The organism is Shimazuella soli (assembly GCF_022511585.1).
GTDB classification, from domain to species: Bacteria; Bacillota; Bacilli; order Thermoactinomycetales; family Thermoactinomycetaceae; genus Shimazuella; species Shimazuella soli.
Map to the genome: position 1 here is coordinate 16,172 of NZ_JAKWBN010000013.1, position 17,042 is coordinate 33,213.

Genomic DNA, 17,042 nt, shown 5'->3' on the forward strand with positions numbered 1-17,042 from the left:
GCAAAGATACAAGATCTATTATGTTGGAAAGTGAATGTATAAAAGTTATCGAACGGGATCAACATTCATTTTATTTTGAATAGAGAAAGAAGGTTAGCAATATGTATGCAAGTACATCCACTGGGAAAAGAACACCTTCTCGAATGAAGAAATTGCACAAGAAAAATAAAAAGAAATGGATGATTCGAAGTCTAATTATTTTCTTTGTTATTCTTATTGGGATTGGTTGTTATATCTTTTTTACTTTCTGGAATGCATTGGGTAAAGGGTATAAAGATGCCCCTATCTCTCAATATCGTTCAGCTCCTGTAACCTTGGACAAACCATTTACTTTATTACTCATGGGGACAGATAACTATAATTCCGATAAAAAGAAACTAAATAATCCAGAAGCATTTGGAGAACGTACGGATGTGTTAATGTTACTTGCGGTTAATCCAGAAAAGAAGCAAGCGCTGATAGTAAATATTCCACGTGACACAATTGTACCTATTGCAAATACAAATGGAGTACGTACGAAAATCAATGCTGCTTATAACTACGCTTTTGGAGGCCTTACGAATAAAAAAGTAGATCCGACTCAAAATGTGCTTGATACGGTTTCCAATTTTTTGGGAGGAGTCGCTATCGACTATTATGCTCATATCAACTTTAAAGGATTTATTGATCTTGTAAATGCAGTTGGTGGGGTGGACGTATATGTCCCATATAGTTTTCATATTAGTACTTTTGATCGGGTTTGTAGGTTTAAAACGGGTCCCATGCACTTAAATGGGGAATGTGCTCTTCCTTATGTACGTCAACGTCATAATGATCCCAATGGAGACCACGGCCGGAATATTCGACAACAACAAGTGATTGAAAAACTCATCTCCAAACTAGGAAGTTTTAGTTCTCTTACAGATGTATCTGGAATTGCTAATGCAATAGGAGATAATTTATCTTATGATATTCCGCCGTCTAACTTCTTACCTTTGGCAAGCTTATATAAGTCTATTCCTAAGAAAAATATAGAACAGTTCCAAGGTGGTGTTTTGGGAGGAACTAGTGCGAATAATGGAGTTTCGCTTGGAAAGTCTGACTATGTAGTGATCAAGGCCTCAGATAAACAGAAATTATATGAGAAATTAGTGGAAATGGGAATTCCTCATGGAGCTAAGCCTGATTTTGTAACTTATAAGCATCCGTCATCAGGGAAGTAATTTAAAAAAAGGATAAAGGAAGCTATTATTATGTAGCTTCCTAAAAATAAATATCGGAAAATTATAATTAATTTGCGGAATGAGGTCCGTCCAGAACCTTAAGAAACCATCATCTCTATGCTTTCGTAAAGATGAATGAATGTTCATCAGCTAATGTCTTTTTTTTATCAAACTAGTTTATAATTAAATTCATAGTAATAATACATTTGTCTTTAAAGGTGTTTATCTACATAAGGATTAATGAATGATAAAATCAAAAAGTCTAGATTAATTTATTTTTTGTACCTAGGAGTGTGCTATTCATGACAGTGAAAAAAGGTTTGTCAAAAGAAATAACTCCACAATCTGAAGATTTTTCACGATGGTATATTGATACGATTCGAAAAGCAGATTTAATGGATTATACACCTGTACGAGGTTGTATAGTCTTTAAGCCTGATGGATATGAACTGTGGGAACGTATCCAACAGGCAATGGATAAAAGATTTAAAGCGACTGGTCATCGAAATGCTTATTTTCCTATGCTCATCCCAGAGTCATTTTTTGAGAAAGAAAAGGAGCACGTAGAAGGATTTAGTCCAGAATTACCTTGGGTTACAGAAGCTGCAGGAGAGAAACTGGAAGAAAAACTAGCACTTCGTCCTACCTCTGAAACGATGATTGGACATATGTACAGTCAATGGATACAAAGTTATCGGGATCTTCCTGTCTTGATCAACCAATGGGCTAACGTTTTTCGTTGGGAGAAAAGGACATTACCTTTTCTTCGTACATCCGAATTCCTTTGGCAGGAAGGGCATACTGCGCATGCGAATGAAGATGAGGCTCGTCACGAAACTTTGCAAATGTTGGAGATATATCGTGAAGTAATTGAACAAGAACTTGCTATTCCTGTTTGGATGGGACAAAAGACACCTAGTGAAAAATTTGCCGGAGCAGTAGATACTTATTCAGTAGAAGCAATGATGAAAGATGGAAAAGCAGTTCAAGCTGGAACTTCACACTATCTGGGAGATAACTTCGCCAAGGGATTTGATATCAAGTTTCTCGATCGTGACAATAAATTAAAATTTGTCCATACAACTTCTTGGGGAACTTCCACGCGATTGATAGGATCTATGATTATGGTTCATGGTGATGATAAAGGATTAGTATTACCGCCTCGAGTAGCTCCGACACAAGTAATTATTATCCCAATAGGATCTGGTAAGAAACGCGAATTGGTTATTAATAGAGTAGATAGTCTTGTTACGGAGTTAAAAAGAGAAGAATTAAGAGTGAAAATAGATACACGTGATGAGACACCCGGTTGGAAATTTAATGAATGGGAAATGCGTGGTGTGCCGATTCGTATTGAAATAGGACCTCGTGATTTAGAAAATAATCAAGTTATTATAGCTCGTCGTGACACAGGAGAAAAATTGACCGTTTCAATCGAACATTTGGCAGAAACGGTAAAAAGCCTATTAGATGAAATTCAAACCAATATGTACCACAAGGCTCTTCAATTCAAATCTTCAAACTCTCATGTACATATAAATACTCTCGATGAACTTAAAAAACACATTATGAAATCGGAGCAGGACCAAGTTAGTGCTGGCTGGGTATTGGCTGGATGGTGTGGTAATGAAGCTTGTGAAGCAAAAGTAAAAGAGGAAACAAGTTTCACGAGTCGGAATATACCTTTTGAACCACCATTAAAGAAGGAAACTTGTATCACTTGTGGTCAAAAGGCAAAACATACTGTTTGGTTTTCTAGAGCATACTAACAATACTTACTACAAAAAATTAGTAAAAAAAGCACTTGTGTAATTCGATAAATAAATGTTTAGGTGTCTAATATTTATTTTGATCATACAAGTGCTTTTTTAATGTCTAAATGCATGAAGGAATTTAGTAAAACTACTAATATGAACATTCTTTCCACCTATGCTGACACTTAAAGGTGGAGATTCTTGAATAGTCCTCAGGACACAAGAATGTATATATAATTTTTACATAATTCGAAAACTGGCTACTTTATTGAACTTCTTCCTTCTCCTAATAAATAGTCCAAAAAATAGAATGCAGTTCATTGTATGATATAGTCATTTAAGCCTCAAATATTACTAGGTATAGAATGGAAGACAAGAAATATGAGACTGAACCTAATGTTCCAATGTCACAATAGTAAAAGTGCATTTGTATTTGATTAACATTTTTTTCTATTTTATTAGTTGGTTGATAAGTGTTGTTTTATGCTAATCTATAAGAGGTTGTTGCATAAATAGATTTGAACACTGGATAAAGTCGCTTGATGTGTGTGTTTTCCGCGTCTGTTGTTGAAAAAACACAAAGGACGCTCCACCCACACACATCTGCGCTTTTGAGACGAATAATGCAACAGGCTCTATAAAAGTAATTAATTTTATGATTAAAATTCCGATGTTAGAGCTGCGTTTTATTATTCGGATATCAAGTCCAATATTGAATTTTAAAAAGGATAAGGAAATTAATCCATCTATATTTAAATAAAAATGAAGTAGAAAAGATAGGTAAATGAAGAGATTGCCTTGACATAAAAGAGATAAAAAAATAAAATAATGCAGGACACTCATTGATAAAGATTATCATTTTCAGTTTGTTATTTGGGGGAGAATGCATTGTTAAAAAAGGTATTCAACATAAAAACTATTCTCATAGCTGTTTCGTTACTCATAGTAATTGGTGTTATCATATGGCAAGGTGTAAATTTCCATGGAAATCCTGATCCTACTGCTAAAAATATCACACCAGGTTCTGCGATCATCAATACAGCTATTCTTATTTTTCGAGAGGGATTAGAGGCAATTTTAGTATTGTCTGCGATTATTTCTGGTTTAGTTCGTAAAAAACAAGATAATTATTGGAAACCCATTTCAGCAGGAGCAGGAGTATCTTTCTTAGCTACACTTGCAACATGGTTTATCGTTGTAGGGATAATTGCTTCTGTGAATGCATCTGAGCTAAATATACAAGCTGCGACAGGATTGTTAGCTGTTATTGTTTTATGCATCATTATGAATTGGTTTTTTCATAAGATATACTGGCAAGGGTGGATTAACCTTCATAATCGCAAAAAGATTAAAATAACGGATAATAGTAAAGAAGTAGTCGAAAAGAGTACTTTTTGGTCCCTCTTTATACTAGGACTTACATCTGTATACCGGGAAGGATTTGAAGTTGTTCTCTTCCTTCAAAATTTGCGATTAAAAGTTGGCTCTGGAGTTATTTTAAAAGGAGCCCTGATTGGGTTAGCTTTAACTATGATAGTAGGAGTACTTACTTTTCTAGGGCATCGCCGTCTCCCTTATAAAAAAATGTTGGTATTTACAGGTGGTCTTTTAGTGGTAGTCTTAGCTGTAATGGTGGGAGAAACGGTTCAAGAGATGCAACTTGCAGGTTGGATTGGTACAACTGTTATCCCATTACATTTTCCTGAATGGATGGGAACTTGGTTTTGTATTTTCCCAACAGTAGAGACGTTATCGTCTCAAGCTATAGCTGTGGTATATGTTCTTGGTTCATACTTAATCGCTCGTTTCCTAACCAAACAAAAAGCGGCTAAACAAAGTAAACAGCGGGCTCAGGTAGCAAGTTAATGGTACTTGTATAAGATAATAAATTAAAAGACAAAAACGCCTAGTAGGCGTTTTTTAGTCTTCTTTATCGAAAAACTTCGATATCGTCATCATTGTCTAACATTTTGGATAGTACATATTCTCCAATAGCCCTGAGAATCTTTACGATGAGATATCTTTGTCTCATTCGAAGTATAGTATAATTAAAAAACAAACTAATTTTCTGAAGCGTGAAAGGAGAATCAAGATTGTTTTTTCTTTCTTTAATAACCTTTTTCATTTTGATGATAAGTGGAGTACACTTTCTATTTGGAGGTGTAATATTCGAAGGAGCTTCCATTATGCTTTTGTCTGGGATAGTACCTATGTTCTTTTGGCGAAGAAGGCACCACCATCATCATCATCATGGACATCATCACCACCATCATCATGATGACAATAATTGCGGAAATTATCTTGTCTGTGGGAGCTGTGGATTTCTGAGTGGGGAAGCATGCGGCGATTGTAGCGATTTTGGAGATTGCGATTGTGGAGGTTGTGATTGCGGAGACGATTAGTTTTTGCAGATCATCTCAATAGATAAATGATGTCCCATTTGAGAAAAGAATCATGTTTTCCATTTCTTTTCTCAAATGGGTTTTTTGTGTTTTAGCAATCAAAAAGAAATTGATGCTTATTGACTAAATTAATTTCATTTTCCTAAACTGATTAAGATTAAAATTGATTTTTAATATCGAATAGCCAACACTTATCTTCTTACCCTCTGACTAATATCTCTTGATAGCCGATAATGCTAACATCATAAAGGGGGATTATTTTTGGAGGAATTTAGTTTTGCGAGGATCGACTTTTGAGAGATGACGGCTAGAGTATCATAACTTTTGGTGTCCTACTTGTTTTAGGCAGGATCTTGGGAAAAAAGCAAATGAGCCATATGACATTTTTCAACTACATAACAGGAATACATTGGTTCGATTGCTGCCGAAATTGCTGGTGAGAATGACACGGCATTTTGGGATGGAATAGTAAGTTTGATTTGGTGGACATTGTTAACATTTTTAATAGGTATTATAGGCTTGAAATCGATAAAGGCAAGGGTGTTATTGGATGATCAGCCTTCGATTATTATAAAAGACGGAAAAATACAGCGGGAAGTGCTAAAAACGAATCATTTGAATTTGGATGATCTGAGTATGATGTTACGTGAGCATGCTGTATTTAGTATTCAAGAAGTGCACTATGCTATTTTTGAGCCAAATGGCAAGTTGAGCATACTTAAAAAGTCAGACAAACAAACTGTGATAAAAGGAGATCTGGGTATTACCACTGCACCTATGCCTTACTTGCCTTCAGAGATAATTACAGATGGAAAAATTGTAAAAAAAATTTAGAAGAGCTTCATCTGAATGAGGAGTGGGTGTATAGCGAGCTGAATAAAAATGGAATTAAATCTGTTCAGGAAGTGTTTTATGCTGAAATTCATGGAGATGGGTCTCTATTTATTGATAGAGTGTAGTATTTTGACGCTCCCAACAGCTAAGCCGTAAGATTTTTTGTTTCGTTCTGTTACGTGTGTCTACTTCTGGTTTGTATAACTTTTGTTCATAATAACCAAGACGAAATCAACAGAGGCTTGGGGGTTTTGGAGTTTCTCGCTAAACAAGAAGTTGAAAATCATTAAGTAGACACGTGTTGATTCAAACCTGTTCGCTATCTCATACCGTAAAGGGAACAGGAGGTATCTTACGATGAACCATAATAGAACACTCTGTCGGAAGTTTGCAAAAATCATTGGTGGGCAACCTGGATTTGCGGGTGGGAAATGTGTAGCTACTATATCAAGAAATCAAATCCATGCAACCATTTTGGGGAAAAGGTTTGGAGTGACTTCTTCTTTCTCATTTGAGTCAAGAGATAAAAGAAGCGGTAGGGCTCTATGTTTAGGCAGAGTCGCATTATTACAGACTGAAGTCGAGCGATTTATTTCTGTAATTCGTAATCGAAAGATAAAAGTTTCCTCTATACACAACGAATGGTTATTTGATAGACCGCGTTTGATCTATGTCAACATTGAGTCGAATGAAAAACCATTAATTTTTGCAAGGAAAGTAAGGAAAGCGTTAAACACCATCAGATAAATATGCTTTTATCTTAGTAGAAATAAAGATGAGTGATTTTTGGCGGGCAAGCTAGACTGTCGAATCGACAGCCAGCTTGCCCGCACTTCTCCCACTGGAAAAAAGATTGATGAAATATTGTAACTGTTTTCATGAACTGATATGCAAAAGATTTGATACGTTAATTATTATTGTATTCAATTAAATGATAGGAGAGTCGAAGCTTTATGGCGGGTAACAAGCTGATGCATAGCATTCAAACACCTATAGAGAAATTATTTACCTTCATGGAGGAAAAAGAATTAGATGGTGTACTGTTAAGGAAAAGGGCAAATTATTTACGTCCGGATATATTGATCAGATCAATGCGCTAAAATAATAAATGTTCCTAAAATGGCTAATTAGAGCTATTTATACCAGAAAATAAAATATTATACAATATGTCATGAGCAGTTTAGGAGTTCGCCATGCATACGGTTGCTTTGACTCAGGACAATAAACCTATCTGTTTAAGAGAAGATTCTGATGGTCAATTTACTGTCACAGAAAACGGAGTGGAATATGTATACGCTGTCGAAAGCGTTGCTTTTTTCCTCTTCTGGATTAGTGCAGTTCTCGGGACAGAACAAGAAGTTAAAACACACTGTTCCTGTTGTGGCTTAAGTTGACATAGGAACCGTTATCCGAAACAAGGATAGCGGTTCAAAATATAGGTAGAAAGAGTCAACCGGTATATTTTAGTCAATAATTTTATGAATCTGTTGCATTATTCATCACAAAAGCGAAGATGTGGATAAGTGAAGTGTCCTTTGTGTTTTTCAGTGGGCAGTCGCGGAAAAAACACACACCAAGCGACTTTGTTCATAGTCCAGATTTTATTATGCAACAACCTTTTATGTAATAGTGAAGGATAATAAATGATGAATTACAAAACAAGGAATCACATGGGAAATATAGTGATCCCTCGTTTTGTTGTCAAAACTACCATGTCAAGACTTGCTGTTCAAGATAGCAGTATTTTTCTCAATGATATTGAACTTGAGTTTAAGAAGTTGCTTGCTTATTTCGTTTATCTATCCATGTTATGGTTGCCCATAATAAAATGGTTACTACAATCATAAAGAAGAAAAGTCCTCCAGCATGAATAAATAGAGCGATTAGCCAAATGTGACTTAAGATAAAATGAGAGGTACGAATATACTTATTCTTTACACGCTGATAGAACCAACCATAAATGGCAAGGGTAAGTAGGATTAAAAAAGCTGCAATGCCAGTTAATAGTTTAGGGTCATCAAACTTTGTAAATAAGTAGTAGGTACCATGAATAATCACAAGGATTAATGCGATCCATCCTGTAAAGGTATGAATAGCATATAGTCGTTTTCCCCATAATTTTAATGGTTTGAAAGGAGAAGCAAGTTTTTTCTTGAACAATAACCACCAATAACTGATTGCACCGAGCACAATTGCTGCGTTTCCAAAGATAGTAAAGTCAAATCCTTTTTGTTCGTTTAAGTTGTGTATACCATTTGGCGGTGTACTCTGATGGTTTCCAGGTGGCTGAAGGGAAGTTTTGTAGGCTGAATATGCAACAAAGAAAAGAAAAATTAGAGAGATTAATATAATTGGTATAAATACTCGTTTATCCTTTTTCAAAATAGTATCTCCTTTTAATCTATTGGTGAAGACTTTGAAAGAATGGGAAGTTTATAGTAAATCAAATAGCTTGGTTTTTAAAATCAACATAGATTTTTCTATGATGGAAGTCGAATGGATCTTTTGGTAATTGCCAGTCCAAGTTTTGGACAGATCAAAACTTGCTTTTCAAACATTACTCACTTTGACTTAGGTTTGTTGTCATCTTTTTTATTTATTTTGTTTTTCAAATCAAATATCCATACAATAACTTTCCAAGTAGGCGTCATATATTTCAAATAATGTTGTTCTACTAGTATAATTCTTTCAACTTTGTTCATCAAACTATACGTTATTTTGGATGAAAGTTTGTTTAAAGGTGAGATTATTTATCAGTGTCTGTTTCAGATCACAGCAAAGTATTAGCAGTAGTCAATAAAACAAGTCCTATTCTGTTCATAGAAAAGGATAAAGAGAATAGTTTGGAACAACAAAAAGAAAAACAAGATGAAGACATTATTTGAAGGAGAGGAGAAAAGATAGATGACATTTAAGATTATGGAACAAGGATAGTTACATTTTCAAATCATTCGAATAGAGGGAAATAAAAAAATAAGTTCGATATTGAATCGAACTTATAGCAGGGGAATTTGCATTATAATATGTATATTCTTTTATTTATCGTATTGATAGGTTTTGAGTGTTCCACCCGAGTAGTCATCGATTACAGATCCCTTTTTTTCAAGTTTATGATATTTTTCTTTGGATTCATCTGAGTAAATACGTGCAGTATTACCTGTGAAAAAGAAGATGTCTCCAGCATTTTCCGTTAAAGCTGTCTGCATCATTTGACCAATTTCTTGAGAGGTTAATACTTTATTCATGGTTTCTAGAGTTTCAAAGTGAGCTTCAATCATATATTGAACGTTGGCAGCTTTCTCGGACATATTTGGATTATCAAAAGTAATAGAAGTTACATCGGTACATACGAAACCCGGTAGATTGTAAAAAATGGGTAAAAGTTGTTCTAGATAAAGTTCTCTAAATTTTTCCTCCTCAATATTTCGGAAGAACGTGATTGTTTTGTACATGATTTTAACTTCCTCTCTTGGGAGCTTTGCTCCTTTTATTGAGTACATCTATCATTTCATAGTAAGAAAATGTGGTAGTACTACTCTAGAAGGCAATTTTTCAATATATAGAGAGTGATTGTTAAATAATAAGAATATATCCTAGTAAATGAATAAATGTAATAATAAATTAATTATACTGATAATTAATACAAAGTCCAACAAATATAAATATTAATCTGTAAAAAACTTATATTAATAGGAGCAGTTTGCCTAGTTGAGGAGATTCGAGTTGAATAAAAATATAAACGTATCTCGTTTATCTCGTTCTAAAAGGTCATGGATAGCGGGGATGAGTCTTAAAATGGAATTGGCTTTGGAATAAAAGGGTATATAAAAATATATAGTTCAAATGTCATGGATGATGTATGGAGTAATTTAGAGAGGTGAGTAAAATGCCATCAGAAAATGAAATCTATGATGTAACTGTCATTGGTGGAGGACCTGTAGGGCTATTTACAGCCTTCTATGCAGGCATGAGGAAAGCTAAGGTTAAAATAATAGAAAGTCTGCCACAATTAGGGGGGCAATTATCTGCATTGTACCCAGATAAATATATTTATGATGTGGCTGGCTTTCCAAAGGTGAGGGCACAAGAGTTAGTGAATAATTTAAAGAAACAAATGGAGCCGTTTCAACCAACTACTTGTTTGGATGAAGCCGTTGAAAAAGTGGAGAAACAATCTGATGATATTTTTAGATTAAAAACCAATCAAACTTTTCATTATTCAAAAACTATCATAATAACAGCTGGAAATGGTGCATTTCAACCAAGAAAAATCGAATTAGATAATGCAGAGAGGTTTGAGCTCACTAATCTTCATTACTTTGTCAAAGATATAAATGAATTTACTGGAAAGAAAGTGGTTCTTTTTGGAGGTGGAGATTCAGCTGTTGACTGGGCACTGATGCTAGAGTCAATAGCAAAACAAGTGACATTGATTCATCGACGTGATAAATTCCGTGCACATGAGCATAGTATGGAATTACTCCTAAATTCTGCTGTACAAATCAAAACGCCCTATATTCCAGTTGAGTTAATTGGAAACAAAAGCATTTCGAAAGTAGCTATTGAACATAGCAAAAATGGAAAGAAAGAGCTGATTGACGTAGATGATGTTCTTGTTTTTTATGGCTTTGTGTCTTCTCTTGGCCCAATTAAATCATGGGGTTTAAAGTTAGAGAAAAATGCAATTATCGTCAATTCCAAACAAGAAACAAATATTCCTGGTATTTATGCAGCAGGAGACATCTGTACCTATGATGGAAAAGTTAAACTTATCGTGACTGGTTTTGGTGAAGGTTCTACAGCTGTTAATAATGCAAAGGCTTACATGAATCCAGAATCGAAAGTTCAACCCATACACAGTACAACCTTATTCTCTTAAATTTTTCAGCTATTCATTTTATAAGAATGCAAATAAGTATGTGCAGTTTATTGATAATTCCAAATTCATTAAATGGTTTTATCCTCATTGAAATTGCATCTTTGTATTAAAATAGATTCGATTAGATTAGATAACATTTCATGGAGGTTGCAAAAATGCTTGATACGGACTTAACCCGTCTTCTTCATATTCGTTTTCCAATTATACAAGCTCCAATGGCAGGTGGACCTACTACTCCTACCTTAGTAGCTGCAGTTTCAAATGCAGGTGGACTAGGAAGTTTGGGGGCAGCATACTTAGCACCAGAACATCTTCGTAGTGAAATTCATAAGATCAGACAATTAACAGACCGTCCATTTGGAGTCAATTTATTTGTCCCTGAAAATCCCAAGGAATCGAAAGAAACCATTAGTAAAATGACAAATTATCTCAATAAATACCGGACAAAACTGGGCATCTCCCATAATCCTTCGATTCTAAAGTATCAAGAGGAATTTCAGGATCAGGTTCAAGTAATACTAGAGGAAAAAATCCCTGTATTTAGTTTTACCTTTGGTATACCTTCACAATCTCTTTTAGAGGAAATGAAGTCAAGAAAAATTGTTGTAATTGGAACTGCGACTACCGTTGATGAAGCTAGACTATTGGAACAAGCAGGAGTAGATGCTATTGTAGCTCAAGGAAGTGAATCAGGAGGACATCGTGGTACATTTCTAAAGGATAGTTCTCATTCTCTAATAGGAACGATGGCTCTTGTGCCGCAGATTGTAGATCAAGCGTCGATCCCAGTTATCGCATCAGGGGGGATTATGGATGGAAGAGGGCTTGTTTCAAGTCTTGTATTAGGTGCAGCTGCTGTACAAATGGGAACTGCGTTTTTGGCTTGTCCGGAAAGCGGTGCACATCGTGTTTATAAACAAAAAGTTCTATTGGAACATGAAGATGCTACAGAAGTAACTCGTGCATACTCAGGCAAAGATGCGCGTGGGATTCGAACAACCTTTATGAATGAAATGCAACATTTTCCAAGCACTATTCCTGCATTTCCCATTCAAAATGCAATGACAAAAGATATTCGTCAAGCAGCTGCAAAAGCGAATAACTCTGAGTATATGTCTCTCTGGGCAGGACAAGGTCTTCGCTTAGCCACTGATCACCCAGCGGAGACAATAGTTCAACTAACGGTTGATCAAGCAAGAAAGATCCTAAAAGAAATAGCTTCAATGAATACATTCAGCAAGGAGTAAGCTGTATCACTATTCTGCTATGAAAAAGGATCAAGTATACGGGTTAACTCCATTGAATGGAACAAAAATAAAAAAGAAACAAGGAGGATGGAATAAAAGGTTTCCTTGTTTCTTTTTTAGATAAGTTTGTTTTCTATTAATATCGCCTATGGTAATTCAGGTAATCGTAAATATTCTTGGTACGCATCATGGTAGATTTCAATCCATTTTTTTAAGCTGGAATGGGTGGGAATCATTCCAGATTGTTCAGCTTGATCATAAGTAGCTCCTGCATTCATTTGTTGTGCTGCTTTTTTATTGTAAATAGTGGCTATATAAACGGTATTACCCTGATTAGATAGGATGGAATAATCAAACGTTCCGATTTCCTTGTAAGCATCAAAACTTTGCTTTAGTTTTGGCCAATCTGATTTTTTAACAGCTGAAATCTCCGCCATAATGAGGAGTGTCAATTTGTTTTGTGGTAAAGGGAGACCAAAACTAATGGTGCGTGTATCAGGATTTATGGATGCTCGTATTTTTCCTCTCCATTGAGCCGGATAAGATATACGCAAGCCTAAGATATCATCTACATACTGCTCATAAACTAATTTTAATTGATTATTTTCACTCCAATTATACCAGCTATAGATGGATGGTTGCTCAGCATTGGATAAGCTTTGGCTATTATTGACCATCTCCGTAAAAGCGATATCAATAATACCATCATGATTGATATCTTGACTTTTTACATTGTATAGTCGATTGTTTTGTTCACTGTTTAAGCTGTCAAAGGCATCGTATAATTTCCCTTTTTGGATGTAGAAGATGCCAGCTTTCCCTCCATGAGCACCTTGAAATATATCTGCAACTATTCCTTGGCGATTTTTTTGTACTTTTCCAACAGTGATATAACTCATTTCGACGCTGCCGTCTATTTTTTTTGCATCCTTTATGTGAAGTTTATGTTGATAAGGTTTGTAAAGAATCATCTCTGTTTTCATATCTGGTAGTTGTTGAAAAACGATTAGATCTGGTTGATGATCTTGATCAAGGTCATCAAGTACAGAAGCGCTCGTTTTTTCATCAAGGATAGGAGATAATGTATGTTGCTTGCTCCATTGAAGTACTTTTGTTTGAGCTTCCAGCTCTGTTTCCCCTTGCATACTAAGAATGATTTCAGGTAACGTATCACCAGTCAAATCTTCTGCTCCCGCCAGTTGAAACTGATCTCCAGCGAAGGTTCGCTGTTCTATTTTTTTCCATTTTTGGCCTTCCTTTTCAATAATGATGATTCCTAATTGATTTTGAGCTTTAAATAGGCCAATCCCTTCTGCTTGTTGATCATGATTAAGATCTGCTGCAAAAAAGGGAGTGCGAATTTTTCCGAATTTTGGTGAGGTCCATTTCGCTCCAGTTGGCAAAAAAGGAGCAATAGCTTTTGCAATTTGTTTTGATGAGATATGATTCGTTTTTTCTTTTTGAGAAAGTAGGTTATTCGAACAAGCAATCAAAAACATAGGCAAGAGTAAGATACATATGAAAGAGCGTAGTTTTAACATAGAGTAGATACTCCTTATAAGGAAAATAAGTATAATTACATAATAATATACTTTTTATATTCATATGAACATATAATTTTCGTCTTTAAAGTTTTTTATGTTTATTTCAAATGTATAAAAAAACAGACATAGGTTTGTAATATTCGTTGTTTAAGGACATTTGAATATAGGGAAAGAATATGTTTTCATGGGTATTGGCGTTTCATTGCATAAGATGGCAATAATGTAATAGTAAAAGAAAGGTAAATATCTGAGTTTCATTTGCAAGAAAAAAACTTGTCTTTTTTTCATTCCTATACCAAGATAATTTTTTCCAAATAGAACTTATTGGAGGGACTCTTATGCATGATCAACAAGAAACAACACTACGAGGTCGCAGTATTTTAAAATCTTCCAGGTTAAATAAAGGGGTAGCTTTTTCAATGGAAGAACGGCAGGAACTTGGTTTAAATGGATTACTTCCACCTGCTGTTCTAACCCTTGAAGAACAAGTATCACGTTCTTATGAACAATTTAAAGAACAACCTGATGATCTTAGTAAATATGTTTATTTGAGTTTATTGCGTTCACGTAATGAGATTTTGTTTTATCGGTTGGTGGCTGATCATATAAGTGAAATGTTACCTATTGTATATACACCAACTATTGGTTTAGCAATTCAGAAGTATAGTCAAGTATATCGTGGGCCAAATGGACTATATCTTTCTATTGATGATCAAGATGGAATGGAAGAGGCATTCCAAAATTTAAGGGTTCATTCAGACGACATCGATTTAATTGTTGCTACAGATGGGGAAAGAATTTTAGGGATAGGAGACTGGGGAATTGGCGGGATCGATATTGCTATTGGAAAGCTCACCGTCTATACAGCAGCTGGAGGAATTGACCCCAGTAGAGTACTTCCAGTTATTTTAGATGTTGGAACGAATCGCGAAAGTTTATTGGAAAATCCATTGTATATCGGAAGACGTCATCCAAGAATTCGCGGAGAACAATATGATGCTTTTATTGATGCCTATGTAAAAACCGCTAATCGTATGTTTCCAAACGCTCTGCTGCATTGGGAAGATTTTGCACAGCCTAATGCGAGACCAATTTTAGAGAGATATCAAAATAAATATTGTACGTTTAATGATGATATACAAGGTACAGGTGCTGTTTCCTTAGCTGTTGTACTGGCAGCTGTTCGCGCTTCTAAGGTTCCATTGGAACAGCATCGGATTGTGGTGTTTGGTGCTGGTTCAGCTGGTATTGGCATTGTAGAGCAGATTCGAGATGAGATGGTTCGTAGTGGTCTATCAAAAGAGGAAGCCAACCGTAAGTTTTGGTGTATCGATAGATTTGGATTGTTAGTAGAAAATATGGAAAGCCTTGCTGATTTTCAACGCCCTTATGCTAGATCTACAGGTGAAGTAACCGGTTGGAGTTATACGACAGACAGGGCTATCAGTTTTCAAGAAGTGGTTCGCCAAGTCCATCCGACTATTTTGATCGGAACTTCAACAGTTGGTGGTGCATTTACAGAGGAGATCGTTCGTGAGATGGCAGCTAATGTCGACTATCCTATTATCTTGCCTATGTCTAATCCGACTAGCTCGTCAGAAGCAATTCCTAGTGACTTAATAAACTGGACAGAAGGTAGAGCTCTTATAGCCACTGGTAGTCCTTTTAAGCCTGTTTCCTATAATGGTATTACATATGAAATTGGTCAGGCTAATAATGCCTTTGTTTTTCCTGGCATTGGCTTAGGTACAATTGTCTCGCAAGCAGAGAGGGTAACAGATAACATGTTGGCAGCGGCAGCTGTTGCAGTTGCAGAGATGGTAAAAATTGCGGAACCGGGAACTTCTCTATTACCACCAGTGGAGAAATTAAGAGAGGTATCCATAACAGTGGCTACTCATGTGGTACAAGCTGCGATTCAGGATGGTGTCGCGCGAAAGATTCCAGATGATATTCAAAGAGCTGTTCAAGATGCTATGTGGCAACCAGTTTATCGTCCTCTTAAAGGGATATAAAAAACATGTTTGGAGAAAAAAGAGATTGGTGTTTATACATCAATCTCTTTTCGTCTACATGTCATGAAATCCATTTTCTGGGGTCGGATGAAGGTGGTTTTTCTCCGTTGCCATATCTTACTTCAAAATGCAAGTGAGGTCCAGTAACGTTTCCATTTGCTCCGACCGAAGAAATTCTTTCTCCAGCTTTGACTCTTTCTCCTGCATGTACTTTCACTTGATTAGGATAACTATGTGCATATCGAGTAAAGACATGTTTTCCATTTTTTTCACCATGATAAATGGTAATTAACCAACCATATCCGGAAGCTGGTGCACTGGATACTACAACTCCATCTCCAGCAGAATAGATGGGCGTTCCTGTTCCACCACCATAATCTGCACCTTGATGTAGGATAGGCCGTTTGTAAATGGGATGATTTCGATATCCCCATTGTGAGGTAGTAGGTCCATGGGAAGGACGCTGCATTTTACCATTGTACGGAAATCGAAGTTTCCCGTTTTTCCAATCTTCTAAATTGATTTGACTGAATTCATCCTCATGAAGTTCTTCAAAAGCCTCTAAATCATTCAGGTCCTTTTGACTTTTTTGAAATTCCTTTACTAATGCGTCATATGCAACTTTCGATTTTTTTATTTGTTCGTTTTGTTCGGAGACTAAGACATCAAATTTGCTTTTTTCTTTTTTGATTTTCTCTACTACTTTTCTTCTTTCTTCAATTAGGGCAGTGTCCTGTTTGATAATAATCCGAATTGTTTCTAGTTTGTTTAGAAATTGACCAAAACTTTGAGATTCAAGGAGTTGAGATGTATAGTTGAATTGGCCTTGTTCATAAAACATACGAATGCGCTTTTTTAGGATCTGATCGTATTTTTCCATTTCTTTCTCCGCATTAGTAAGTCTTTGTTCAATAGGAGCAGCCTGTTGTTGGATTTTTTTGATTTTTGTATTGGTTTGGTTTATCTCTTCTACAAAACGTTGTAATTCTTTATCTTGTTTTGCTAATTCATTCAATACGATTTCTTTGTTTTGTAAATGTTGTTGAATTTTTTCGCGTGTTACATCTTCTGCATCAGCATCAGATAAAGGGAGTAAAGGGGAGATAAGTATTGTAATTAGCAGAGAAAATACTAGTTTCTTAGGTAATATTCGCAAATCAAATCA

The 17,042-nt window shown here is 35.6% G+C and carries 13 protein-coding genes and 1 pseudogene; 10 read left to right on the forward strand and 4 right to left on the reverse strand.

What is annotated here, in order from left to right; all coding sequences use genetic code 11:
- The first annotated feature begins 101 nt into the window (after positions 1–101).
- From MK805_RS17105 to MK805_RS17130, 6 genes and pseudogenes are all read left to right on the forward strand, one after another.
- Positions 102–1,202 (forward strand): LCP family protein, encoded by a 1,101-nt coding sequence (locus MK805_RS17105; RefSeq protein WP_240877133.1) that lies wholly within the window; start codon positions 102–104, stop codon positions 1,200–1,202.
- A 302-nt stretch (positions 1,203–1,504) separates the two neighbouring features.
- Positions 1,505–2,971, forward strand: a complete 1,467-nt coding sequence (proS, locus tag MK805_RS17110; RefSeq protein ID WP_240877134.1) for a proline--tRNA ligase — start codon at positions 1,505–1,507, stop codon at positions 2,969–2,971.
- A gap of 873 nt (positions 2,972–3,844) precedes the next feature.
- On the forward strand, positions 3,845–4,822 hold the full coding sequence (locus MK805_RS17115) for an FTR1 family iron permease (RefSeq protein WP_240877135.1): 978 nt from the start codon (positions 3,845–3,847) through the stop codon (positions 4,820–4,822).
- A gap of 1,076 nt (positions 4,823–5,898) precedes the next feature.
- A pseudogene (locus MK805_RS17120) lies at positions 5,899–6,317 on the forward strand (DUF421 domain-containing protein).
- 232 nt (positions 6,318–6,549) lie between these two features.
- Positions 6,550–6,939: a DUF1259 domain-containing protein gene (locus tag MK805_RS17125; RefSeq protein ID WP_240877137.1), complete on the forward strand. Its 390-nt coding sequence runs from the start codon at positions 6,550–6,552 to the stop codon at positions 6,937–6,939.
- 446 nt (positions 6,940–7,385) lie between these two features.
- Positions 7,386–7,586, forward strand: coding sequence for a hypothetical protein (locus MK805_RS17130; protein ID WP_240877139.1), 201 nt, complete (start codon positions 7,386–7,388; stop codon positions 7,584–7,586).
- 376 nt (positions 7,587–7,962) lie between these two features.
- Here the strand turns inward: MK805_RS17130 and MK805_RS17135 are convergent, their stop codons facing one another.
- Positions 7,963–8,574, reverse strand: a complete 612-nt coding sequence (locus MK805_RS17135; protein WP_240877140.1) for a hypothetical protein — start codon at positions 8,572–8,574, stop codon at positions 7,963–7,965.
- 374 nt (positions 8,575–8,948) lie between these two features.
- Between MK805_RS17135 and MK805_RS17940 the strand changes: the two genes are divergently transcribed.
- The gene (locus MK805_RS17940) at positions 8,949–9,077 is read left to right on the forward strand and encodes a hypothetical protein (protein ID WP_255724738.1); all 129 of its coding nucleotides are present in this window, start codon (positions 8,949–8,951) and stop codon (positions 9,075–9,077) included.
- A 150-nt stretch (positions 9,078–9,227) separates the two neighbouring features.
- On the opposite strand, the gene MK805_RS17140 is transcribed toward MK805_RS17940, so the two are convergent.
- Positions 9,228–9,644, reverse strand: coding sequence for a hypothetical protein (locus MK805_RS17140; protein WP_240877141.1), 417 nt, complete (start codon positions 9,642–9,644; stop codon positions 9,228–9,230).
- A gap of 434 nt (positions 9,645–10,078) precedes the next feature.
- On the opposite strand from MK805_RS17140, the gene MK805_RS17145 reads away from it, so the two are divergent.
- Entirely contained in the window at positions 10,079–11,071 is a 993-nt protein-coding gene (locus tag MK805_RS17145; protein ID WP_240877142.1) for an NAD(P)/FAD-dependent oxidoreductase, read from the forward strand.
- Positions 11,072–11,226: 155 nt separating this feature from the next.
- Positions 11,227–12,318, forward strand: coding sequence for an NAD(P)H-dependent flavin oxidoreductase (locus tag MK805_RS17150; RefSeq protein WP_240877143.1), 1,092 nt, complete (start codon positions 11,227–11,229; stop codon positions 12,316–12,318).
- Positions 12,319–12,464: 146 nt separating this feature from the next.
- On the opposite strand, the gene MK805_RS17155 is transcribed toward MK805_RS17150, so the two are convergent.
- Positions 12,465–13,859 (reverse strand): hypothetical protein, encoded by a 1,395-nt coding sequence (locus MK805_RS17155; protein ID WP_240877144.1) that lies wholly within the window; start codon positions 13,857–13,859, stop codon positions 12,465–12,467.
- Between the two features lie 341 nt (positions 13,860–14,200).
- Between MK805_RS17155 and MK805_RS17160 the strand changes: the two genes are divergently transcribed.
- Positions 14,201–15,877 (forward strand): NAD-dependent malic enzyme, encoded by a 1,677-nt coding sequence (locus tag MK805_RS17160; protein WP_240877145.1) that lies wholly within the window; start codon positions 14,201–14,203, stop codon positions 15,875–15,877.
- A gap of 61 nt (positions 15,878–15,938) precedes the next feature.
- Here the strand turns inward: MK805_RS17160 and MK805_RS17165 are convergent, their stop codons facing one another.
- Positions 15,939–17,033, reverse strand: a complete 1,095-nt coding sequence (locus MK805_RS17165; protein WP_240877146.1) for a murein hydrolase activator EnvC family protein — start codon at positions 17,031–17,033, stop codon at positions 15,939–15,941.
- Between the last annotated feature and the right edge of the window lie 9 nt (positions 17,034–17,042).